Origin of the sequence: Streptomyces sp. NRRL F-5122 (assembly GCF_001507435.1) — a bacterium.
In the GTDB taxonomy this organism is placed as follows: Bacteria; Actinomycetota; Actinomycetes; order Streptomycetales; family Streptomycetaceae; genus Streptomyces; species Streptomyces lannensis.
In genome coordinates, this window is sequence record NZ_LMWH01000250.1 from 30,113 (window position 1) to 50,936 (window position 20,824).

Genomic DNA, 20,824 nt, shown 5'->3' on the forward strand with positions numbered 1-20,824 from the left:
GTCACAGACATCCGATGTAAGGACCGAGATCCTCTCTCCGTCGGAACCCTTGAATACATTAATTATGAGTTTTATGTTGCTCCTGTGTGCCCGCAAGCACCCTACGTGCCGCAGAACTCATCGGGAGGACAGCTCACATGACGGTGCCCCACCCCGCCGCCCCCCAACCGCCCAGTCGTCGGAGCTTTCTGTCGGCCGCCGCTGTCGTCGGAGCCGCGAGCTCATTCGCCGCTTTCGGCCTGCCGACCTTTACCGCGGCTGCCGCCGAGCCCCACCGCCCGTCGGGGGACCCTCGGACCCCGGATGGCGAGGCGCTGAAGCTGTGGTACACCGCGCCCGCGGCGCAGAACGCCATGGTCCAACAGGCGCTGCCGGTGGGCAACGGCAGGCTCGGTGCCCTCGTCGGAAACGATCCGAGCCGCGAGGCGCTCTACATCACCGACAGCACCCTGTGGACCGGCGGACGCAACGACGTCCTCGACAACGATGGCCAGTTCCCCTATGAGCGGGTGGAGTTCGGCTCGCTCACGCAACTCGCCCACCTCACCGTCGAGCTGCCCGACCACACCCCGGACACGGTCAGCGGCTACCGCCGAACCCTTGATCTGAGCAACGGCCTGGTCACCGCCGAGTACCGGCATCGCGGAGCCGCCCACCGTCGCGAGGTCTACGCCAGCCATCCCGACGACGTTGTGGTTCTGCGGTTGATCCAACCCGACGGCGGCCTCACCGGCGCCATCATCCTGGCCGGCACCCATGGTGAGACCGCGGTCACCGACGCCGACGACATCACCTCCTCCTTCGCTGCGGCCTTCGGCAACGGCCTTCGCTACGCCGCGGCGGTCACCGCGGTCAGCCGCACCGGCAGGGTTGCCACCACTGCCACCGGTCTGACCTTCACCGATTGCGCCGACCTGCTGATCGTCTTCAGCGGTGGCACCGACTACGCACCCGACCCCACCCGCGGCTACCGAGACCCCGCCGCCGACCCCCACGCCCTGGCCTTGCACAAGGTACACACTGCCGCCAGGCACGACCCGGCCACGCTGCGGGCAACCCATGTCGACGACCACCGCCAGTTGTTCGACACCCTGCACGTCTCTCTCGGCACCTCCACCGGCGAGCAGCGCTCCGCCGACACCTGGACCCGTCTCCAGGCCCGCGCGCAGGAAGGTGCCGCGCCCGACCCCGAACTGGAGGCCGGCTACCTGCAGTTCGGCCGCTACTTGATGATCGCCGGCTCCCGGGACAGCGTTCCGATGGGCCTTCAGGGGCCTTGGCTGGACGGCAACGATCCGGACTGGATGGGCGACTACCACACGGACATCAACGTCCAGATGAACTATTGGATGGCCGATCGTACCGGCCTGTCCGCCTGCTTCGACGCCTTCACGGACTACTGCCTCGCCCAGCTGCCCTCCTGGACCGACACCACCCGGCGCCTCTACAACGACCCGCGTAACCGGTTCCGCAACTCCTCCGGGAAAGTGGCGGGCTGGGCCGTTGCCTTCTCCACCAACATCCACGGTGGTTCGGGCTGGTGGTGGCATCCCGCGGCCAACGCCTGGATCGCCAACACGCTGTTCGAACACTGGGAGTACACCCAGGACACCGCGACGCTCGCCCGCATCTACCCGCTGCTCAAGGGCGCCTGCCAGTTCTGGGAGACGCGGCTGATCACGGCAACCGTCAACGATCCCGCCACCGGGCAGGACCGCGAGGTGCTCGTCGACGACAAGGACTGGTCACCTGAACAGGGCCCCCAGGACTCGGTGGGCAACACCTACTCACAAGAACTGGTGTGGGCGCTCTTCGGCAACTTCCACACCGCCAGCCTGGCCCTCGGCAAGGACGCCGCCTACCGGCGCACCCTCGACGGGCTGCGCGAGCGCCTGTACCTACCGCGGGTCAGTCCCACCAGCGGCTGGCTGGAAGAGTGGATGTCACCGGACAACCTCGGAGAGGAACAGCACCGGCACCTCTCGCCGCTGATCGGCTTCTTCCCCGGCGACCGCATTACCCTCGACGGCTCACCCTCCGACCTGCTCTCCGGCGTGCGTGCGCTGCTCGTGGCCCGCGGTATGGACAGCTACGGCTGGGCCAACGCCTGGCGCGCCCTGTGCTGGGCCAGACTGAAGGACGCAGAGCGTGCCTACCAACTGGTGACCACCAACCTGCGGCCCTCCACGGACAACAGCAACGGCTCCGCCATGAATCTCTTCGACATCTACCAGGTCGAGGACGACCGGAGCATCTTCCAGATCGACGCCAACTTCGGCACACCCTCGGCCATGGTCGAGATGCTGCTGTACTCCCGCCCCGGGCGGATCGAGCTGCTGCCTGCCCTGCCCGCGGCCTGGGCCCGGCAAGGCCGCATCACCGGGCTCGGCGCCCGTGGCGGCTTCACCGTCGACCTCGCCTGGCACAAGGGAAGGATCACGGAGGTCGTGATCCGCAGCGTCGGCGGCCGCACCACCAAGGTGATCGCCCATGGAGTCACACGGACCCTGCGGCTTCACCCGGGCGAGGCCGCGACGCTGCACTGGTGAATGAGGCGGAGGGCCCAGCGCGCGGCTGCGCCGGGCCTTCCGTCATGGACGGGTGCGTGGGTACTCACCCGTCGCACTGCTCCCGCGCGGGTCCATTGCATCAGGCATCTGGAGGATCTTTCCCATGAGTGAACAGACCGGGCAGGGCGGCGCGTTCAGCCGCCGGGGCTTCCTGGCCGCGACCGGTGCCGCAGTCGCGTCACCACGCATCCCGACACCGGATGGGGCAGCAGCCGAGGGAACCGCGGTCACGCCCGTAACATCCGCGGGTTCACCGGCTGCCGCGCCGCGGCCGGACGTCGACTGGGTGAATCCGCTGACGGGGGCGCTCACCACGTCCCCCGACACCGCATGCGGCAAGACCTTTCCAGGCGCCGTGGTGCCGTTCGGGTTGGTGCAGCTGAGCCCCGACACGGTCAGTGGTGGGGACAACGGCAGCGGCTATTCCGCGGACATGACCACCATCGAGGGCTTCAGCTTCCTCCACCTCAGTGGCATCGGCTGCTACGGGGACCTGGGCCAGCTTCAAGTCATGCCGCAGACCGGGGAACTCGTGACCGGCCGTGACGCCGCCAAAAGCCCGTTCGACAAGGCCACCGAGACTGCCGAGGCGGGCTACTACAGCGTCGAACTCGGCCGCTACAAGGTTCGGGCGGAACTCACCGCCGCCGAGCGGGCCGGCATCCTGCGGTTCACCTTCCAGGATGAGGGCACCGGCCGAATCAAGGTCGACCTGGCGCGCCGGATCGGCTTCGACGGCACACACACCGTGACTCAGCACGTACGTCTGGTCGATGACCACACCATCGAGGGGTCCATGACCGCCGACCGCTCCGGAGGCGGCTGGATCTGCGGCAACGGCCCGGTGTACGAGGTGCACTTCTCGATGCGCTTCCAGAGGCCGATAGGTGCCTTTGGTACCTGGGACAAGGACGACGTCGACCGGCAGGCCCACGAGCGACACACCGCGAGTGACAGCGCGGGCTTCTTCGTGGAGTTCCCGGTCGCAGCAGGTGAGCAGATACTGGTCAAAGCCGGCGTGTCGTTCGAGAGCGTGACCGGTGCACGGGGCAACCTGGCGGCGAGCCTGCCCGGCTGGGACTTCGACGGGCTGCGCGCCCGAGCCCGCGCCACCTGGTCCCGCGCGATCGGACGTGTCAACACCACCGGTGGCACCGACACACAACGAGAGATCTTCTACTCCGCGCTCTACCGGACCATGCTGGACCCGAGAATCCGGGACGATGCCCAGGGCCCCGAGCGCCAACGCGGCTTCGCGCGACGCACCGTCTTCAGCGGCTGGGACGTCTTCCGCGCCCAGATGCCGCTGCTCACCATCATCGACGAACAGGTCGTGTCCGACACCGTCAACACGCTGCTGGAGCTCACGTCCTCCGGCAAGGTCAAAGGCCTGGCCCGCTGGGAATTGCTGGGGACCGACACCGACACGATGATCGGCGACCCCGCGATCAACGTCATAGCCGAGGCCTACCTCAAGGGCGTCCGCGGCTTCGACCTCGACACCGCCTACCGTCTCTGCCGGGACGTGGCACTGGGACCGATCGAGCGATCCAACCGCAACGACTACGCGAACTGGAAAAACCTTGGCTGGTGCGTGAACACCAGCCTGTCCGAGACCCTTGAAAACAGCTACTCCGACTACGCCTTGGCCCGCTTCGCGCAGGCCACAGGACACCGCGCCGACGCGAGGGAGCTGTTGCGCACGTCTCGGAACTACCGCAACGTCTTCAGCCCGGAGGCGGGCTGGTTCCGCGGGCGCAACGCCGACGGCAGCTGGATGGGCGATCAAGAAGGCTGCGTGGAGTCCAACCCGGATCAACAGGGCTGGTTCGTACCCCATGATGTGCCAGGACTGATCGAACTGCTCGGTGGCCGGGAGGCATTCATCAGCCGCCTCAATACGATCTTCGAGCAGACACCGCCCGAGGACATGATGCGGTGGAACGACAAGTACAACCACTCCAACGAGCCCGTCCACCACATGGCGTTCCTCTTCGTCCACGCAGGAGCCCCATGGCTGACGCAGAAGTGGTCCCGGTACGTGTGCCGTCATGCCTATGGGACCGGTCCAGCGGGCCTCGCCGGTAACGACGACTGCGGACAGATGTCCGCCTGGTACGTGCTCGCCGCCGCGGGCTTCTATCCCGTGGCGCCGGCCAGCGGCGTCTATGCCCTGGGCAGCCCGCTCTTCGACGAGGTCACCTTCACCACGTCTCGCGGCACCCGTTTCACCATCCAGAGCACGCACAACTCTGACGTCAACTGCTACGTGCGGTCTGCGACGCTCGACGGGAGGCCCCTGCACCGCGCCTGGCTTCGTCACGAGGAAATCATGGCCGGAGGCCGCCTCGTACTCGACATGGGCCCGGAACCGAACAAGGAGTGGGGCAGCGATCCCAGGTGGATGCCGCCGTCGGGTATCTGAGCCGACCGGGGGCTGCCCCGCAACTTCGGCTGTGCACTGGGGGGAGAACGGCTCCGGGACGGGCAGGGCCGCCAGGGTGGCCCTGCCCGGCACGCACCGGCAAGGATTGACTCGCCTTGGAGCTGCGCGGCCGAAGCGTCGTCCGACTTTGCACCGAGTGCGGCTACCCTCTCGCCGCACTGGACCACACCTCCAAACTGCTGATCCTGCTGTGCGTGCTCACTGCCGGAATCCTGCGTACCTGACCGAACCGACCACTGACTGCCTGTGTGGCACGGCCCTGACATCGTGCCGCACAGGCACCCCGCTCACCCACGTCGGCACAGGCCGATCAGAGGATCCATGGCTGACGGAATGAGCCTCGAAGTCCTAGTCACAGTCGGCAGGAATCCTGACAGCGTCGACGAGTTGGCTGCCGATACGCAGCTCGCTCGTGCATCGGTGGCGTGGCATCACGGCTGCCGCGGCCTCTCCAGTGGTCCCTGTAGTTCGAGGTAGCGGCGCAGGGCCTGGCCTGCTTCTCGGACGTGGCGTCGGATGTGGCGTTCCGCGGCACGGGGGTCACCTTTTCTGATCGCCTCCAAAATGGCCTCGTGCTCGTCGACAGCGACGGACAGTCGGCCGGGGGCCCGCGCGGAAAGACGGTTGCCCAGACGCACCTGAGCGATGAGGTTCTCCGCTATGGGGATGAGCCGTCGGCTACCAGAGCCCTCCCAGATGAGGCGGTGGAACTCGAGGTCCAATTCTCCGTAGCGGTTCAGGTTGTTCGCTTCGATGGCCTCTCGCTGTTCGGCCAGTAGTTGGCGCAGCTGTGTGGCGATCTGGTCGTGATCGGGTGCCACGGCCGTCCGGCGCGCTGCGAGGCCGTCGACGGCCTCCCGCAGCTCGTACAGTTCCAATAGGTCGTCCGTGCCGGCTTCGGGGACGAAGTAGCCGCGATGCGGAACGGCGATGAGGAAGCCTTCGCGTTCGAGCGCGGCAAGAGCGGTCTTGATGGGGGTTGGGCTGAGGCCGAGTTCTTCGGTCAGAGGGCGGACGGTGACGCGGGAGCCCGGGGTGAGGGAGCCGTCGAGGATGGCCGCTCGCACGTGGTCGTAGGCGGCGTTCAGCAAGGTGTGGCGCGGGACGGTCATGATCGCCGGTTCCCCCCTTTGTCTCCGTGTGTATCGGTACGGAGGACGCTACCTGCCCGAAGTTGCAGGGCGCGGTCGGGCAGGTCAGTGCAGTCTGCGCTCGTACCAGCGCGACAGCATGGTCAGCGGCAGGCAGATGACGAAGAAGACGGCAAGCACGGCGCCCAGGATCGGTACCGCGTGGGTGGAGCCGCCGGAGAGGGTGAGTCGTTCGATCGAGCGTTGTGACGCTTCGAGGATGTCGACGAGTCCGATGACGGCGGCCAGTGAGGTCTGTTGGGTCAGGTTGACGACGAGTCCGATGAGCGGGGGGAGGGCTCGCCGGGCGGCTTGGGGCAGGAGGACGTGTCGCATGCGTCCGGTCCAGGAGAAGCCCAGTGCGGCGGCGGCCTCGGCTTGCCCGCGCGGTACCGACTGGACGGCGCCGCGGACGACTTCGGCCACGTTGGCGCTGCCCCACAGGGACAGTCCGATGGCGGCGGCGATGAAGGTGTTCACCCGCACGCCGATGATGGGCAGGACGAAGAAGATGAGGAACAGGATGATGATGATCGGTAGACCGCGCCAGATTTCGACATAGGCCCGGACCACGGCCCGGACCGGTTTGCTGGGCAGGGTGAGTAGCGCGCCGAGCAGGATGCCGACCAGGAGACTCGCGGCGATGCTGACCAGGGCCAGCAGGGCGGTTTCGCGCAGGCCGCCTGCGAGGTAGTCGGCTACGGGTCCGACCCATGCGGGCATCAGTGTCCTCCTGGTATCGCGAAGCGGCCCTCGACGGCTCTGGCGCCCAGTGACATGAGCCAGACCAGTCCGAGGTAGACGATGCCGATGGCGAGGAACATCTCGAACACCCGGAAGGTGACGGCGACGATGTTGACGGCGGTTTCGGTGAGTTCCGGGTAGCTGATCGCGACCATGAACGATGAGTTCTTGAAGACGGAGATGAGGATGTTGGTGACCGACGGGAGGGCGATTCGGGCGCCGATGGGGAGGGTGACGTGTCGGAAGGCGGCCAGGCGGGGGAAACCAAGGGCTCGGCAGGCTTCGACGTAGCCGCCTTCGACGGCTTCGAAGCCGGCACGGAAGTTCTCCACGTTGTAGGCGCCGCCCCATAGAAGCAGTGACAGCCAGCCGACAGTGAAGCCGCCGAGTTGTAGTCCGGTCTCCGGCAGTGCGAAGTAGAGGAAGAAAATCTGCACCAGCAGTGGGGTGTTGCGGAACACTTCGACGTAGACCGTGATCAGTTGTCGGGCGACCGGTACGCGGAGCGCGCTGATCGCGCCGAGCAGTGCACCGACGATCAGGGCGCCGGCCATGCCGATGGCGCTGATCGCGAGCGTTCGCAGCAGGCCGGTGCCGAGGTCGCCGAGGTGGTCGACGATGAAGTCCGGGTCGAAGTGGTAGCCGGAGTCGTCGGGCATGTTCAGCACTGGATGGTGGATCCGGACGGGTAGGTCACGTTGTGGCCCGGGCGGGGCAGGTACTTCGCGAATTGCTGCTGTGCGGTGGTATCGGTGACGGTCTTTTGGAATTCGCTCCAGAAGAAGTCGGACTTCTGCATGTGGGCCAGGGCACCGTTGATCCAGGCGAGCATCTGTGCGTCGCCCTTGCGGACGCCCATGCCCCAGGGGCTGTCGGCCTTGGCGTCGCCGACAACCTTGAGGTTGGGGTTCTTGGCCGCCAGGTCGAGCAGAAGGGTGTCGTCCTGGGCGAAGGCGACGCCGCGGTTCTGGTTCAGTGCGGTCAGTGCCTGGCTCGTCTGCGCGAACAGGGTCTGCTTGACGTCCTTCATGCACTGGGTCAGCCAGAGGCTGGCGGTGGCGCCGCTGATGCTGATGACCTGCTTGCCGGCCAACTCGTCGAAGGAGGTTATCGGGGAGTTCTTGGGTACCAGCAGTTTCACGCCGCTCGCGAAGTAGGGGGTGGAGAAGTCGATGGTCTGGGCGCGTTCCGGGGTGTAGTTCATCGTCGCCTCGATCAGGTCGATGCGCTTGGAGGTCAGAAACGACACCCGGTTGGATCCGGTCACGCAGGTGAGGGTCAGCGCGTTGGGGTCGCCGAAGGCGTAGGAGGCCAGCTGGTGGGCTATGTCGATTTCGAAACCCGCGTTCTTCGAGGCTTCGTCGATGTATCCGAACGGCGGGTAGTCGCACTTGACGCCGACGGCCAGCTTGCCCCTGCTCTTCACCTCGGCGGGCAGCGGGGCACCCACGTCGACGGGGCGGGCGGACGCGCCGGAACCTCCGGCGGACGATGATGACCCGTCTGACGAGGAGGAGCAGCCGGCGGCGAGAGCCAGGACCATCGCAGCGGAGATGACAATGCCGAATCTCGATTTCACGACTCAACTTCCTTCTGCCCGCTTGGGCGGGCTACCTGAGTACCTTGCGCAGGAACTGGCGGGTACGGTCGTTCTGGGGCCGATCCAGCACATCGGCCGGTCGGCCTTGCTCCGCGATCACGCCACCGTCGACGAACACCAGTCGGTCGCCGAGTTCACGGGCGAAGCCCATCTCGTGGGTGACACACAGCATCGTCATTCCGGAACGGGCGAGGTCACGCATCACGTCGAGGACCTCGCTGACCAGCTCCGGGTCCAGCGCGGAGGTCACCTCGTCGAACAGCATCACGTACGGGTCCATCATCAGCGCGCGGGCGATGGCGATCCGCTGCTGCTGACCACCCGATAGTTGCCGCGGGTACGCATCGGCCTTGCCCGCCAGCCCCACTCGGTCGAGCATCGTGGTCGCCCGCTCGTACGCCTGGTCTCTGGACATTCGCAGCAGCTTGCGCGGCGCCAAAGTGAGGTTGTCGATGGCGGACAGGTGCGGGAAGAGGTTGAACTGCTGGAACACCATGCCGATACGTCGGCGTACCTTGTCCAAGTCGACGCCGGGTACGGTCAGATCCTCGTTCTCCAGCAGAACCTGTCCGGAGGTCACCGGCTCCAGCAGGTTGACGCAGCGCAGCAGAGTGCTCTTGCCACCACCGGACGGACCGATGACGGTGACCACCTCACCGCGGGCCACCCTCAGGTCGATGCCCTTGAGTACCTCTAAGGTGCCGTACGACTTGCGCACCCCGCGCAGCTCCACCATGGGTGCCTGTCCATCGGCGGGTGACTGGGCGAGCGGACCGTCCACGCCAGGCGACCGGATCATCGGGGTGTCCGACGGCCACGGACCGTGCCGGTCGTTTCGGCCGTGGAGGTCGCCTCCGGCGGCAGGTCTGCATCCCGTCCCAGTCGGGTCGGCTGGTCGACCTGCAGGGTGTCGGCGTATTTCAGCGCACTGCCGGTGTTGAGCACCAAGACTTCCTCGTCCCCGGCAAGCCACCCGTCGGTACGCAGCCGGCGTACCGCGGCCAGTGTCGCCGCCCCCTCCGGGCACATCAGCACGCCGTCATCGGCCGCGCAGGCCACCTGCTCCTCGAGGATGTCCTGGTCGTCGACGGCGATCGCCGTGCCTTTGCTGTCCCGCAGCGCGGACAGGATGAGGAAGTCGCCCAGCGCTGCCGCGACGTTGATACCGAACGCGACGGTGCGTGCCTGGTCCGCCGGCCACGGTTCGGCGGTCTCGGCCCCCGACTCGAAGGCCCGCACAATCGGTGCGCAGCCGGTGGACTGCACGGCCACGAACCGGGGCAGCCGCCCGGTGATCCAGCCCAGCGCGGTCAACTCGTCGAGTGCCTTGCGGATACCGATCAGGCCCACGCCACCGCCGGTCGGGTACACCACGACATCCGGCACCCGCCAGCCGAACTGTTCGGCGATCTCCAGGCCCATCGTCTTCTTGCCCTCGATGCGGTAGGGCTCGCGCAGCGTCGCGGCACTGAACCAGCCGTCCCGCACCGCTTGCCCCGCGATACGGCCCGCGTCGCCGATCAGACCGTCCACGGTGTACACCCGGGCGCCCGCTGCAAGAGACTCCTTCCGGGTCACCTGCGGAGCGTCCTCGGGCATCACGACCAGACACTCCATACCGGCCCGCGAGGCATAGGTGGCCCACGCGGCGCCGGCGTTGCCGTTGGTAGGCAGCGTCAGCTGTCGTACCCCGAGTTCGTGTGCACGGGAAACGCCGACCGCCGCGCCCCGCGCCTTGAAACTGCCGGTCGGCAGCATTCCCTCGTCCTTGGCCAGCAGGCCCGGTACCCCGATCCGTCGGCCGTACCGGGTCAGCGGCAGGATCGGTGTCCAGCCCTCGCCGAGGGTGATCACGTTCGCGGGGTCCCTAACCGGCAGCAACTCCCGGTATCGCCACAGGTCCGCGCCACGTGACGCGATGTCTTCCGGTCGGACCGAGGCCCGGACCCGGTCGAGGTCGTAGCGGACGAGCAGCGGCGAACCGCAGTGGCACACGTTCTGGGGCGCATCCGCGTCGTACCGCTCGGCGCACCGTCCACACTCCAGGTGGGTCAGCGCGCTTGTCCAGCCTCCGTCGTCGGGGTACAAGCGGGGTCTTCCTCTCTCTGTCCGGCCGGGGACGGCCGATGGTGGGGGCGGTAAGACCCGCCCCCACCATGCGATCTACTTTCCGAGGCGCTGGAACTGGCCGGCGGTGAGCTTCTTGGACGGCCCGTAGTACGCGGCGTTGAAGAGCATCCGCTGTTCGGACCGGTTCCAGGTGCGGAACCCGATCTCGTTGCCGAAGGTGACGACGTAACCGCTGCCGATCGTCCACGACAGCCCGTTGACCGCCCCGTTGAGGTGCTCGCCGCCGATCAGCCAGCCGCTCTTCAGCTGATCACCGCTGTCGGGGTATTTGGCAACCACGTCCACCGGGTATGTGCTCGTGCTGGTCAGCTTGTACGCGTCGTCCGAGACGAACCACACGGGGTTGTTCGCCGGCACCCCCCAGGCCGCCGGGTTGTCCGTGTCGAACTCCTGGCTCAGCAGCGATCCAGGGCAGTAGAAGTCCGAATTGGAGCCGCTGGGCAGAGTGGAGGTGATGGGCAGGCTGAACAGCGACTGGGCCGTGGCGGTCCCGCTGCCGAAGGTGACCAGCGTGCCGCCGCCGGTCACGAAGTCGTGCAACTGGTTCCAGCCGGTTGTGCCGACGCCGAACGCCCAGGCCCACTCGGGCGGGTACTTCGTCGAGCTCAGGCCGTTGACGATGGAGCTCTTGCTGACCCCGTCCGGCATGATGATGGCGTCGTACGTGTCGGCGAGGTTGGCGTAGTCGCCCGCCTCCACGACCGAGTAGTTCACCCCGTACTGGTCGAACGTCCACATCAGCCAGCCGGAGGGCATGTTGTCCGGGGGCTTGAGCAGGCCGATCTTCGTGCCCGGCTTGAGCTGGACACCGGCGACTGCCGGTACCGATTTGATGGCGGACACCGGGATGCCGGAGTTCTTCGACTGGGTGTGGAGGAGCTCCCTGGCCGCCGAGGACGGCGGGACGAGGAAGGTGCCGGCGGGGAAGGTGCGACCGCCGTCGGTGAACTTGGCTGCGGCGCGGAAGGTGGGGATGTTCTCCTTCTGCAGCGCGGCGACGATCCGGAACACCCCATAGGACTCCGGTCCGATCGCGTACGCCCCGCTGCTCGGCGCTGCGGACGGCTTGGTGACCACCGCAGGCTTGATGGAACTCAGCAGTTCGGTGTCGGCCGAGAAGGATGTGGTGATGAGGTCGGCTTCGAAGCCGAGCAGCATCGGCAGGGTCTGCGCGGTGGTGTCGTAAGGCCGCTGCGGCGGGCCACCGGGGTATTGCAGCAGCTGCGGGTAGCTTTGTACCTCCAGCAGCGTCTTGGCGAACGCCGCGTACGGCTGCTGCAGGTGGATGATGTACGACCCGGCCGGGTACCGCTTGTCGTCAGCGGTGAAGGCGCCCCGTGCCTGGCGGATCTCCACCGCGCCGCGGTGGAAGATCTCGAGAGCGTCGCGGACGGCCTGCGGGTCACGCTGCCCGGCGGGGATGACGTAGGCGTACGGGCTGGTCCTGGTGACCGCCTTGGTCCCGACGCGATAGGAGTTGTAGAGCCAGTTGTACGTGTCGTAGGCGACCGCTTCCAGACCCGAGTAGAAGGCCTGGGAGACCCAGTCGATGATGTTGCGCAGCGTCCAGGTGTTGGAGTCGTACGGCTCGATGAAGTTGATGTCGGTGGTCTGCTGGCCGAGCGGTTTCGTGCCCACGTTGGGGTAGGCGAGGTTGGAGGCTGCCGCCGCCTCGGTCAGGATGCGCGCCGAGCCGTGGTAGACGCAGTATTGCCGGGACGGGGACCAGTAGTCGTATGTCGAGCCCCAGCCGTTTCCCTTCATGCCGGCGACGGTCATGCCTCGCTGCATCGCCAGCCCCACCGTGTCTGTCTGCTGCACCAGGATGGTGTCGATGTTGGGGTCGTACGGCGAGAGGTAGGGGGGAGTGAACAGCCGGGGGGCGTTGGCGCCGGCGCCGTGGGAGTCCTGGAAGACCTGGGGCCGGTACTTGTTGAGGATCGAGACGTTGTATCTGCTCTCGATCTGGGTGAGCATGATCCAGTCGCGGTTGTCGTCGTGGCCGGTGTACTTGTTGTACAGGTCGGGGTAGGTGCGCGAGTAGTTGGTGCCGGCCGTGGCGGCGAAGTAGTCGTTGACGAGGACGATGCCGTCCGGGTTCTGGCACGGCTGAAGCAGGATGACCAGGTTGTCGAGGATCTTCTCGATGTAGTCGGACTTCTCGGTCGCCAGCCGGTAGGCCCATTCGATCGCGGCCTGGGAGTTGCCGACCTCGGTCGAGTGGATGCCGGCCTGCACGTAGTAGAAGGGTTTGCCCTCGGTGGCCAGCTTCTTCGCGTTGGCCTCGGACAGCCCTCGGGGGTCGGCGAGCCTGGCGTTGGTGGCGACCAGCTTGTCGAGATTGGCGAGGTTCTTCGGCGAGCTGATGGTCAGTAGGACGTATGGATGTCCCTGAGTGGTCTTGCCGATCTCCTCGTACTTCACCCTGTCGCTGCGAGCGCCGATCAGCTGGAAATACGGGACCATCTTGTCCCATTGGGCCAGGAAGCCTTCGGTTCCGATCGGAGTTCCGAAGTACTTCGCAGGCGCCGGGATGGACCCCTGCTTCTGCGTTCCGGTAGCCGGCTGATCGTGATCGGTCCGGGTCGGGGACATCGCGGGCGCCGCCGAGGCGGTGCCCGGACCGATCACCGTCGTCGCCGCTGCCGCGGCGCCGGCCACCGCGGTGGTTCGAAGAAGGGTTCGGCGGGACAGCCTTGAGCTTTCGCTGCTGGTCATCTATCGACATCGCCTTTCACGGTCCAGCTGGGCCGGACCGTTGTCCGAGTGAAGTCGGGGGATGGGCCGACTTCACTGCCCTGCGGGTGTCGTACAACGCCATGTGTGGCGCGGCGCTGCGCCACGATGGTTGCCGCGATGCCTGGGTGCCGCGCGCTGCTGTCGGGCGTAGCTGCGTTGATCCGCGAGCCTCCCGACCCCGGGCCGTGAAACTTTGAGTGCCAGCACAATCTGTCAGCTGACGGCCAATGAGAGCAACGATTCGATATTGGATTTAATATCAAGTACACACGGCGCAACATGAGCGAGGGGCCGAAGCGTGACGTGCGCAGCTCAGAAGGATGCGGTAGCCGTACTGTCCGTTCGCCGCCGCCTTGACTGCCCCTCCAGGACGAGCAGGTCTGCCCTGGGAACTTGTGACCAGGCCTGCCGCATCTCTCCACATGTGATAACGACGTCGGACTGGAGCATCAAACCCCCTGGCAGAGGTTCGCTTCCGTACGGCCGTACCCGGTAGGAGCGCAGGGATCAACGGCGCACTCCGCCGCGTCCCCTTAGCGCCGTAACCCGAAAAAGCAGTGGCTGCACAGGCTCGGGACCGCATACGTTCGCCTCCATGGTTGACGCAGCTTTCGGACATCCGCGCCTCGCCGCCATCTACGACCCACTCGATCCGGACCGCAGCGATCTCGACGCGTATCTCGCGATGGCGGAGGAGTTCGGGGTGCGGTCCGTGCTGGACATCGGGTGCGGTACGGGCGTGTTCGCGCTGCTGCTCGCCGAGGTCGGGATCACCGTCACCGGGATCGATCCCGCACGGGCTTCCGTCGACGTCGCGCGTGGCAAGCCTGGCTCGGAGCGGGTGCGTTGGCTCGACGGCGACGCGGGAGACCTGCCGCCCATGCAGATCGACCTGGTGACGATGACCGGGAACGTCGCCCAGGCGATCGCCGACCCGCAGGCGTGGCGTACGACGCTGCGCGGCGCGTACGAGGCGCTGCGACCCGGCGGGAGACTGGTCTTCGAGACGCGCGATCCGGCGCAGCGCGCGTGGGAGGAGTGGGCGGATTGGACGCGTGAGACCACGTACCGCGTGACGGACATCCCGGGTGTCGGCCACGTCGAGACCTGGGCCGAGCTGACGGACCTGAGCCTGCCGCTGGTGAGCTTCCGGGGTACGCACGTGTTCGCTGCGGACGGGGACGTACTGATCTCGGAATCAACACTTCGCTTCCGTGAACGTACGGAGATCGAGCGGGACTTGCACGAGCACGGCTTCGTCATCGATGACGTACGCGACGCACCCGACCGGCCGGGCAGGGAACTCGTGTTCGTGGCGCGGCGCGGTACCGCGGAGACCGTACCTCCCGGAATGCCCTAGGGAGCGTGCGCACCACACAGCGCCAGGCAGACGGGAATTTGAAGACACTCCCGAGTGCGCGTGCCTGGCGAAGGCTTTCGGTTGGATACGGCGCGAGGGGACTGCGTGCGGCGACGGTGACGCGGCTGACGAAGCAGCGGCAGGACGACCACGCATTCCAGGACCGGGACCTGTCGGACCGCGACCACATGTAGGTGTGGGCCCGAGGGCGTGCACCCCAAGGTCCGGCTCGGGCAGGCGCACTCGTGCGTGCTGGTCCTGCTCGGCGTCCGGCTGGACGGCACCAGGGAGCTGATCGCGCCGGCCGAGGGCCTGCGCGAGTCCACCGAGTCGTGGGCCGACCTGCTCCGCGACCGCCGCAGGCGCGGCATGCGCACCCCCGAGCTGGTCGTCGGCGACGGCGCGATGGGCTGCGGAAGGCGCCGGCCGAGCTGTTCCCGACCGCCCGGCATCAGCGATGCTGCGTTCACAAGGCCCGCAATGTCACGAACTGCCTTCCGATGTCCGCTCAGCCGGGTGCGACGAAGGCGATGCAGGAGATCTACAACGCCGAGGACCGCGCGCACGCCGAGCAGGCGATCGAGGCGTTCGCGAAGGCCTATGGCGCGAAGTGGTCCAGGGCCGTCGCGAAGATCACCGACGACGCCGAGGAACTGCCGGCGTTCTACGACTTCCTGCCGAGCACTCGATCCATCTGCGGGCCACGAATCCGATCGAGTCGACGTTTTCAACGGTCAAATTCCGCACCAAGGTCACCCGCGGTCCCGGCAGCCCGTCGCCGCCCTCGCGATGGTGTTCAAGGTCGTCGAATCCGCGCAGGCCCGTTGGCGGGCGATCACCGGAACGCACCTGGTGCCCCTGGTCCGGGCCGGCGCGAGGTTCGAGAGTGGGATCCTGGTCAAGCACCAGGAGTAGGCCGCGTAGGCGGGAGGATGAGCCACGCCTCCCGTATCCGCCACCGGAACAAAGGTGATCAGACATGGTTCCTCGGATCGGCGACCGAGTGATTGTCTCTTGTGAGCCGGCAGCCGCTCGGGTTGTCGGGGTAGATCGCTACATCACGCTGGAATGGCCATGGAGAGCGATCGACAATTCGTCCAATTTCCGATGGAACGGGCAAGTCGCGCTCCCGCATGGCGATTCCCATCAGGAATGGAGCCCATTCCGTCTCGAACCGGCAGCTTCCACCCTCCGCGTCGGAGACGTTTGCGCCGTGTCCATCCCGCCGACCAGGCTCTACGTGGGGCACTACGAGGAATACCACCCTCCACGCAACCTCGGCTGGGCTCCCGCACCCACCGCAGGACTCTACGTCGTACCACCGGAGAGGACGGACGTGGAAATGGAGTATGCGGGGTGCATGCTCTACCTCGGCGGATCTGATCCCATTCGCGTCGAACCGATCAAGGACTGAGTCGACAAATACCGGCCTCCGACATCACGTGGCCAAGGGACGATCCGAGCCATACAACTCATCCACAAGTCTTGACTATTACTCGACGAAGACATCCCCCGGCGACTGACCCCGCAGACCTGTAACGAGATTCAGCGGCGTCATCAGTGTCGCTGTCCGGCCGTTCACGGCCCGGCCCACGAGCGCAGCCGGACTGCCTGGCGACGCAGCCACCACGCGTGATCACGAGCCGGCCATTACTGGAGGCAAGCGCGTTTGTGCACTCCTGCTGGCCACTCGGAGCACCAAGGTTGGTCGCCCCGAGACAAGGGCTGATCGGCTGATCGGTCGCTGGGAGTAGGTCCTGAGCCTCAGGCGCGCTCAGCGCCGGCATGGCTAGGGTCGGGCCTTATGGGGAACACAGGAATCGTTCGTCGCCGGACGGCGGAGCGTATGCGCGACGCTCTGGAGCGGCTTGTTACCGAGCGGGATGTATGGGTGTCGACGGCTCACCCTGATCACGGGCCGCACCAGGTGCCGTTGTGGTTCTTGTGGGATGGACGAGCAGTGTGGATGTGTACCAGCGTCACTTCCGTGACAGCGCGAAACGTCCGCAAAGAGCCGCGCGTGCGCCTGTCGCTACCGGACACCTTCGACGTCGTGCTTCTCCGGGGTGAGGCGGAGTGCTTCTCGGATGAGGAGGTGCCCGGAGGCGCAGCGGAGGCGTTCGCCGACAAGTTCGGGTGGGATCCACGCGTGGAAGAGAGTTCCTTTCTGTATGTATGCGTGGTCCCGAGGACTGTGCGCGCTTGGCGCGGCGAGCCGGAACTACGAGGGAGAGTCATCATGCGCGACGGTATGTGGCTCGAATAATGGCCGTCCCTCGGTGGCGCGTCGGCATGGCCACAGTCCTCATCGGACGCCGCCGCCTGCCGGTCGTGCTCAAGGTTCCACCGGCAGCGGCGATGCCGATCCCAACGCTCGGCCCCGCATCAAAAACGGGAGGCGGAGGCGACCGTCGAACCGCCGCTGTTCTCCTCGCCCCGTGCGGTGTGCAGCGGTTCTTGGTACATGCTTTACACGACGCACGCAACTACGCCTCGCCCCTTCGTTGTCTGACAAGGAGTCGGGCCCGTCAGGGCTGTAGAGCGAGAGCACGGGGCAGGTCATGGGACGGCGCAAGGGCGGCATAGGAATCTCACTCGTCACGGGTGTGATACTCCTGGGCGCGAGTGCATGCGGCACGGGCGGCAGCGAGAAGGCCAGCGGGGGCGACGCAAGGGCCTCAGGCAGAGCGACCGCGAGCGCGTCTCCGTCACCTACGCATTCGAAGCCCGCGGGCCCACCGATGCTGCTGGAGACGATCACCCCGCAGACCGGAACCACGGTAGGCGTGGCCATGCCGATCTCCGTGGTCTTCACGAACCCGGTGGCGGCGAAGGCGCGGGCCACGGTGGAGAAGCACCTGAAGGTGAGCGCCTCGCAGCCCGTGGCCGGCGCCTGGCACTGGTTCGGCGACAAGCGAGTCGACTGGCGACCGAAGGCGTACTGGCCCTCGGGCACGAAGGTGAAGATCGACGCTGACATGAAGGGCGTCAGCAACGGCAACGGACGGTACGGCGTGCACGGCTACACGCACACCTTCACGATCGGCGACGACGTGCGCGCCGATGTCTCAGTGGTCAACCACACCATGAAGGTGACCCGGAACGGCCAGGTGGTGCGCACCCTGTCGATCAATGCCGGCAGCGCGGAGTTTCCGACGTGGAACGGCACAATGGCCGTCATCGACAAGCAGGAGAAGGTCCACATGACCTCCTGCAGCGTCGGCATCAGCTGCGACAAGGGCAATCCCAACTACTACGACCTGACGCTGCCCTGGGACGTCCACCTGACCCAGACCGGCACGTACGTGCATTATTCGACTGGCGACCCCACCCCGGGCAGCGGCAGTGCCCGCGGCTCGCACGGTTGCGTCCATCTGTCCCTGTCGGACGCCAAGTGGTTCTACGGCCAGGTGAAGCAGGGCGACCCCGTCACCATTACCGGCTCGCCCCGCGCCAAGGCCCCGGCCGACAACGGCTACGCCGACTTCAACCTGGGATGGGACCAGTGGCTCGCGCGCAGCGCGTCCGGGACGGGGACGACCGCGACGCTGTGAAGGGGTGCGGCGACAGTGCCCTTCAGTCGGCACACGTCTGCCATGCGAGGTCGGGCGGGCACAGATCAGGAGCCGCCCGCGGCGGGGGCGGGCTCCGGGGAGGGGCTTTCCGGGGGCGGCATGGGTTGGAACCGGTCCTGAACGGCCACAGCGGTACTGCTGCCCGCAGGTGTGATGATCAGGTACCGCTGGTCCGGCGCTGACGCTGCGGACTTCGGCGGTGTGAGTACTTCGCGCAGGAGCCCGACGGCCTGACCGATCTGTGCCCCCGCGGCGTTGGCGGTGAACATGGTGAGCGCCTGCTTGAGGCCGAAGGGGGCCGTGCGCCTTTCGGTGAGCCAAAGGGTGTAGTTCTTGCCGGGGTTCAGTCCGGTGGCCGCGATCTGGAGGAGGTCCAGAGCGCCGAGCGCGTTCACCGAGACGGTGGCGTGAGCGCGCTCGCCACTACCCTTGGGCGGCGACAGGGTGAGGTGGCCTGCTTTACCGGCGACCCCGATCGGCTGGAGGTTGGCGTTCCCAGAGCCTCTGGGAACGGCGCGCGGCACGTAGAGCAGTTGCTGAGGCTGCTGGCCCACCCGGATGGTTGCGATCACCTTGTTCTTGAGGGTGTCGACGGCGACGACCGCATCCTGGTTCTCCAGTCCGACGTAGACACGCGTACCGTCACCGGAGCCCCAGATCCCGTGCGGCAGATCGCCGGTGGGGATGGTGGCCACCAGACTGGGGCTGCTGCCGCGGCGATAGACCTTGATGACGTTCTCCCCGCCCACCGTCACATAGGCGAACTTGCCGGCGCTGTTGTCGACGAGGGCGACATGGTTGGTGATCGGTCCGCTGTCGATCGTGGAGAGGATCCGGAAGGGCGGCCGGGTGCTCATGATCTGGGTCTTGCCGCTGTCCTTGAGGGTGAACCACACCTCGCTGCCGTCACGGCTCACCGCCAGGTTCGGCGAGAAGGGGCTGGCTTGCGGCACTCGGGCCACGACACGGTAGGTCTCGGTGTCGACGACGTCGAGCTCGGGGGTGAAACTCGAGGGAACGAAGGCATATTTGCCGTCCGGGCGGAACAGCACCATGCCGGGTCCGTTGGCGGTCGTGACGCGGCGCTTCTCCCGCATCCGTACGGGGTCGATCACCGATACGTAGTTCTCGCCACGAACGGTGGCCCACAACTCTTTGCCGTCGGGCGTGAAGAACGCCTCGTGCGGCGACCGGCCGATGTACACGACGCCCTTGACCTTGTTGGTGGAGGTGTCGATGAGGGTGACCGAGTTGGAGCCGATGGAGACGGTGGCCAGCGTCCGGTGATCGGGGGAGAAACCGCCCCCGTGGACCAGCAGTTGGTTCTTGTACAGGGGACTGAGTGAACCGGGTACTGGATCGCCGAGGCGGATCACTCCGAGGAGGCGGTTCGTGGCGGGGTTGATCACGGAGACGGTGTTGGACGTCTGGTCCGAGGTGTAGACGCGGTCCTGGCTGGATATCGGGATGTCCGGATCTGCGGGGTCCGTCGACGACCGACGCTGCGCCCCCGACGGTGTTCCTGGTAGAGACGCTTTCCGAGAGGATGCGGACTTGGCCGACAGCCGACCTTCCATCACAGCGATCTCTTGCTGCTGGGTCACGATGATTTCCTGTGCCAGGCGTCGTAGGACAGGGTCCTTGCCGTGTTCCAGGACGGCTTTGGCCATGGCGATGGCTCCCTGATGATGGGGCACCATCATCGCCGCGAAGTCGTGGTCCGGATCGCCGGTCATGGAGGAGCCGGCCATGGCTTTTGTCATGGCCTGCATGCTCTGATTCATCTCCTGGGAGAAGGACGTGGTGTCCGCGTGGCCCATATGCGGGTGGACCGAGCCGGTGTCGGCTTGGCAGGCGATCAGACCCAAGACCATCGTTCCGGCGATGCCGGTGAGGCGGAGTCGATGATGTGTTCTGGGTGCCATGCAGTCTCCCTGGCTCCGCCGCCGATTCGATGAGCGCCTTGGTCCCCAAGGCATGCGCCTGCACGTCAGTCTTTTGACCAGGCAGAGCGTTGTCACTTTTTGACGTGCAGAGGGGTGACGGCCGTTCATGACGTCGAGCGTCTCGTCGGGGTGGCAGGGGAGCGGAACCGCTCACAGTGCAGGGACGTGACCGGCCCGGGGCGGTGGGAGGCGCGCGAGGGGCGTCCGGCGGCCGCTTCGGCCGCGTCTGTTTCACGGCCTGGACCTGGCGCGCGGCGACTCGGTCCCTGACGTTTCTCCTGAATCGGACCCCAGTCGGTGGCGGAACCACCGGGAGGTGATCGACGCAATCGTCTTCGAGGTCCGGCTGTGGTGCCGAGGGGCTGGGTGGGCCTGGTGATGGTTGGTGTGCCGCCGGTCGCGGTGCGGGGGTGGCGGTGGGTGATGGAGCCGGGACCGCAGGGTTTTACGGCGGGCTGATTCGCTGGAGTGGCAACGGCCCAGGGCCTGGCTGCCGCGGGGCATGACGATGGTGACGGGTCGGGTGGCGCCTGCCGTCCGGCTGCTCGCTCAGCATGGGCGACCGACCCTGCAGCGGTCTTCCA

14 protein-coding genes and 1 pseudogene are annotated in these 20,824 nt (G+C 66.7%); 7 read left to right on the plus strand and 8 right to left on the minus strand.

The window, feature by feature from the left end; genetic code table 11:
- Positions 1 to 137: 137 nt before the first annotated feature.
- From ADL25_RS31045 to ADL25_RS51635, 3 genes are all read left to right on the plus strand, one after another.
- Entirely contained in the window at positions 138 to 2,549 is a 2,412-nt protein-coding gene (locus ADL25_RS31045) for a glycosyl hydrolase family 95 catalytic domain-containing protein (protein ID WP_059131206.1), read from the plus strand.
- 124 nt (positions 2,550 to 2,673) lie between these two features.
- A complete protein-coding gene (locus tag ADL25_RS31050; protein ID WP_059131207.1) occupies positions 2,674 to 4,995 on the plus strand; it encodes a GH92 family glycosyl hydrolase in 2,322 nt (773 codons plus the stop codon).
- Positions 4,996 to 5,111: 116 nt separating this feature from the next.
- The gene (locus ADL25_RS51635) at positions 5,112 to 5,240 is read left to right on the plus strand and encodes a hypothetical protein (RefSeq protein ID WP_267889285.1); all 129 of its coding nucleotides are present in this window, start codon (positions 5,112 to 5,114) and stop codon (positions 5,238 to 5,240) included.
- A 207-nt stretch (positions 5,241 to 5,447) separates the two neighbouring features.
- Here ADL25_RS51635 and ADL25_RS31055 read toward each other — a convergent pair whose 3' ends face one another.
- From ADL25_RS31055 to ADL25_RS31085, 7 genes are all read right to left on the minus strand, one after another.
- Positions 5,448 to 6,128 carry a GntR family transcriptional regulator gene (locus tag ADL25_RS31055; protein WP_059131208.1) on the minus strand — a complete coding sequence of 227 codons (681 nt, stop codon included), beginning with the start codon at positions 6,126 to 6,128 and terminating at the stop codon, positions 5,448 to 5,450.
- A gap of 84 nt (positions 6,129 to 6,212) precedes the next feature.
- On the minus strand, positions 6,213 to 6,869 hold the full coding sequence (locus tag ADL25_RS31060) for an amino acid ABC transporter permease (RefSeq protein WP_059131209.1): 657 nt from the start codon (positions 6,867 to 6,869) through the stop codon (positions 6,213 to 6,215).
- Positions 6,869 to 7,549, minus strand: coding sequence for an amino acid ABC transporter permease (locus ADL25_RS31065; protein ID WP_063805778.1), 681 nt, complete (start codon positions 7,547 to 7,549; stop codon positions 6,869 to 6,871). The genes ADL25_RS31060 and ADL25_RS31065 overlap by 1 nt, the downstream gene beginning before the upstream one ends.
- A gap of 2 nt (positions 7,550 to 7,551) precedes the next feature.
- Complete coding sequence (locus tag ADL25_RS31070) at positions 7,552 to 8,469, minus strand: transporter substrate-binding domain-containing protein (protein ID WP_059131211.1); 918 nt, start codon at positions 8,467 to 8,469, stop codon at positions 7,552 to 7,554.
- Between the two features lie 31 nt (positions 8,470 to 8,500).
- Complete coding sequence (locus tag ADL25_RS31075) at positions 8,501 to 9,226, minus strand: amino acid ABC transporter ATP-binding protein (protein ID WP_059131212.1); 726 nt, start codon at positions 9,224 to 9,226, stop codon at positions 8,501 to 8,503.
- A gap of 59 nt (positions 9,227 to 9,285) precedes the next feature.
- Positions 9,286 to 10,578: a threonine synthase gene (locus ADL25_RS31080; RefSeq protein WP_059131213.1), complete on the minus strand. Its 1,293-nt coding sequence runs from the start codon at positions 10,576 to 10,578 to the stop codon at positions 9,286 to 9,288.
- Positions 10,579 to 10,653: 75 nt separating this feature from the next.
- Complete coding sequence (locus ADL25_RS31085; RefSeq protein WP_079050685.1) at positions 10,654 to 13,338, minus strand: M14 family zinc carboxypeptidase; 2,685 nt, start codon at positions 13,336 to 13,338, stop codon at positions 10,654 to 10,656.
- Positions 13,339 to 13,954: 616 nt separating this feature from the next.
- On the opposite strand from ADL25_RS31085, the gene ADL25_RS31090 reads away from it, so the two are divergent.
- The 4 genes and pseudogenes from ADL25_RS31090 to ADL25_RS31105 all read left to right on the plus strand — a co-directional run bounded on the left by ADL25_RS31090 (position 13,955) and on the right by ADL25_RS31105 (position 18,273).
- On the plus strand, positions 13,955 to 14,719 hold the full coding sequence (locus ADL25_RS31090; RefSeq protein ID WP_059131215.1) for a class I SAM-dependent methyltransferase: 765 nt from the start codon (positions 13,955 to 13,957) through the stop codon (positions 14,717 to 14,719).
- Between the two features lie 92 nt (positions 14,720 to 14,811).
- Positions 14,812 to 15,634, plus strand: a pseudogene (locus tag ADL25_RS46715) (IS256 family transposase); the annotation flags it as partial.
- A gap of 889 nt (positions 15,635 to 16,523) precedes the next feature.
- Positions 16,524 to 16,985, plus strand: coding sequence for a pyridoxamine 5'-phosphate oxidase family protein (locus tag ADL25_RS31100; protein WP_059131216.1), 462 nt, complete (start codon positions 16,524 to 16,526; stop codon positions 16,983 to 16,985).
- 295 nt (positions 16,986 to 17,280) lie between these two features.
- Positions 17,281 to 18,273 carry a L,D-transpeptidase gene (locus ADL25_RS31105; protein ID WP_059131217.1) on the plus strand — a complete coding sequence of 331 codons (993 nt, stop codon included), beginning with the start codon at positions 17,281 to 17,283 and terminating at the stop codon, positions 18,271 to 18,273.
- Positions 18,274 to 18,338: 65 nt separating this feature from the next.
- Here the strand turns inward: ADL25_RS31105 and ADL25_RS31110 are convergent, their stop codons facing one another.
- The gene (locus ADL25_RS31110; RefSeq protein WP_059131218.1) at positions 18,339 to 20,219 is read right to left on the minus strand and encodes a DUF305 domain-containing protein; all 1,881 of its coding nucleotides are present in this window, start codon (positions 20,217 to 20,219) and stop codon (positions 18,339 to 18,341) included.
- Between the last annotated feature and the right edge of the window lie 605 nt (positions 20,220 to 20,824).

Bases quoted from the DNA above. Each gene is read 5' to 3' on its own strand.
- ADL25_RS31045 (WP_059131206.1), top strand. From the start codon at position 138: ATGACGGTGCCCCACCCCGCCGCCCCCCAACCGCCCAGTCGTCGGAGC.
- ADL25_RS31050 (WP_059131207.1), top strand. From the start codon at position 2,674: ATGAGTGAACAGACCGGGCAGGGCGGCGCGTTCAGCCGCCGGGGCTTC.
- ADL25_RS31055 (WP_059131208.1), bottom strand. From the start codon at position 6,128: ATGACCGTCCCGCGCCACACCTTGCTGAACGCCGCCTACGACCACGTG.
- ADL25_RS31060 (WP_059131209.1), bottom strand. From the start codon at position 6,869: ATGCCCGCATGGGTCGGACCCGTAGCCGACTACCTCGCAGGCGGCCTG.
- ADL25_RS31065 (WP_063805778.1), bottom strand. From the start codon at position 7,549: ATGCCCGACGACTCCGGCTACCACTTCGACCCGGACTTCATCGTCGAC.
- ADL25_RS31075 (WP_059131212.1), bottom strand. From the start codon at position 9,226: ATGGTGGAGCTGCGCGGGGTGCGCAAGTCGTACGGCACCTTAGAGGTA.
- ADL25_RS31085 (WP_079050685.1), bottom strand. From the start codon at position 13,338: ATGACCAGCAGCGAAAGCTCAAGGCTGTCCCGCCGAACCCTTCTTCGA.
- ADL25_RS31090 (WP_059131215.1), top strand. From the start codon at position 13,955: ATGGTTGACGCAGCTTTCGGACATCCGCGCCTCGCCGCCATCTACGAC.
- ADL25_RS31100 (WP_059131216.1), top strand. From the start codon at position 16,524: ATGGGGAACACAGGAATCGTTCGTCGCCGGACGGCGGAGCGTATGCGC.
- ADL25_RS31105 (WP_059131217.1), top strand. From the start codon at position 17,281: ATGGGACGGCGCAAGGGCGGCATAGGAATCTCACTCGTCACGGGTGTG.
- ADL25_RS31110 (WP_059131218.1), bottom strand. From the start codon at position 20,219: ATGGCACCCAGAACACATCATCGACTCCGCCTCACCGGCATCGCCGGA.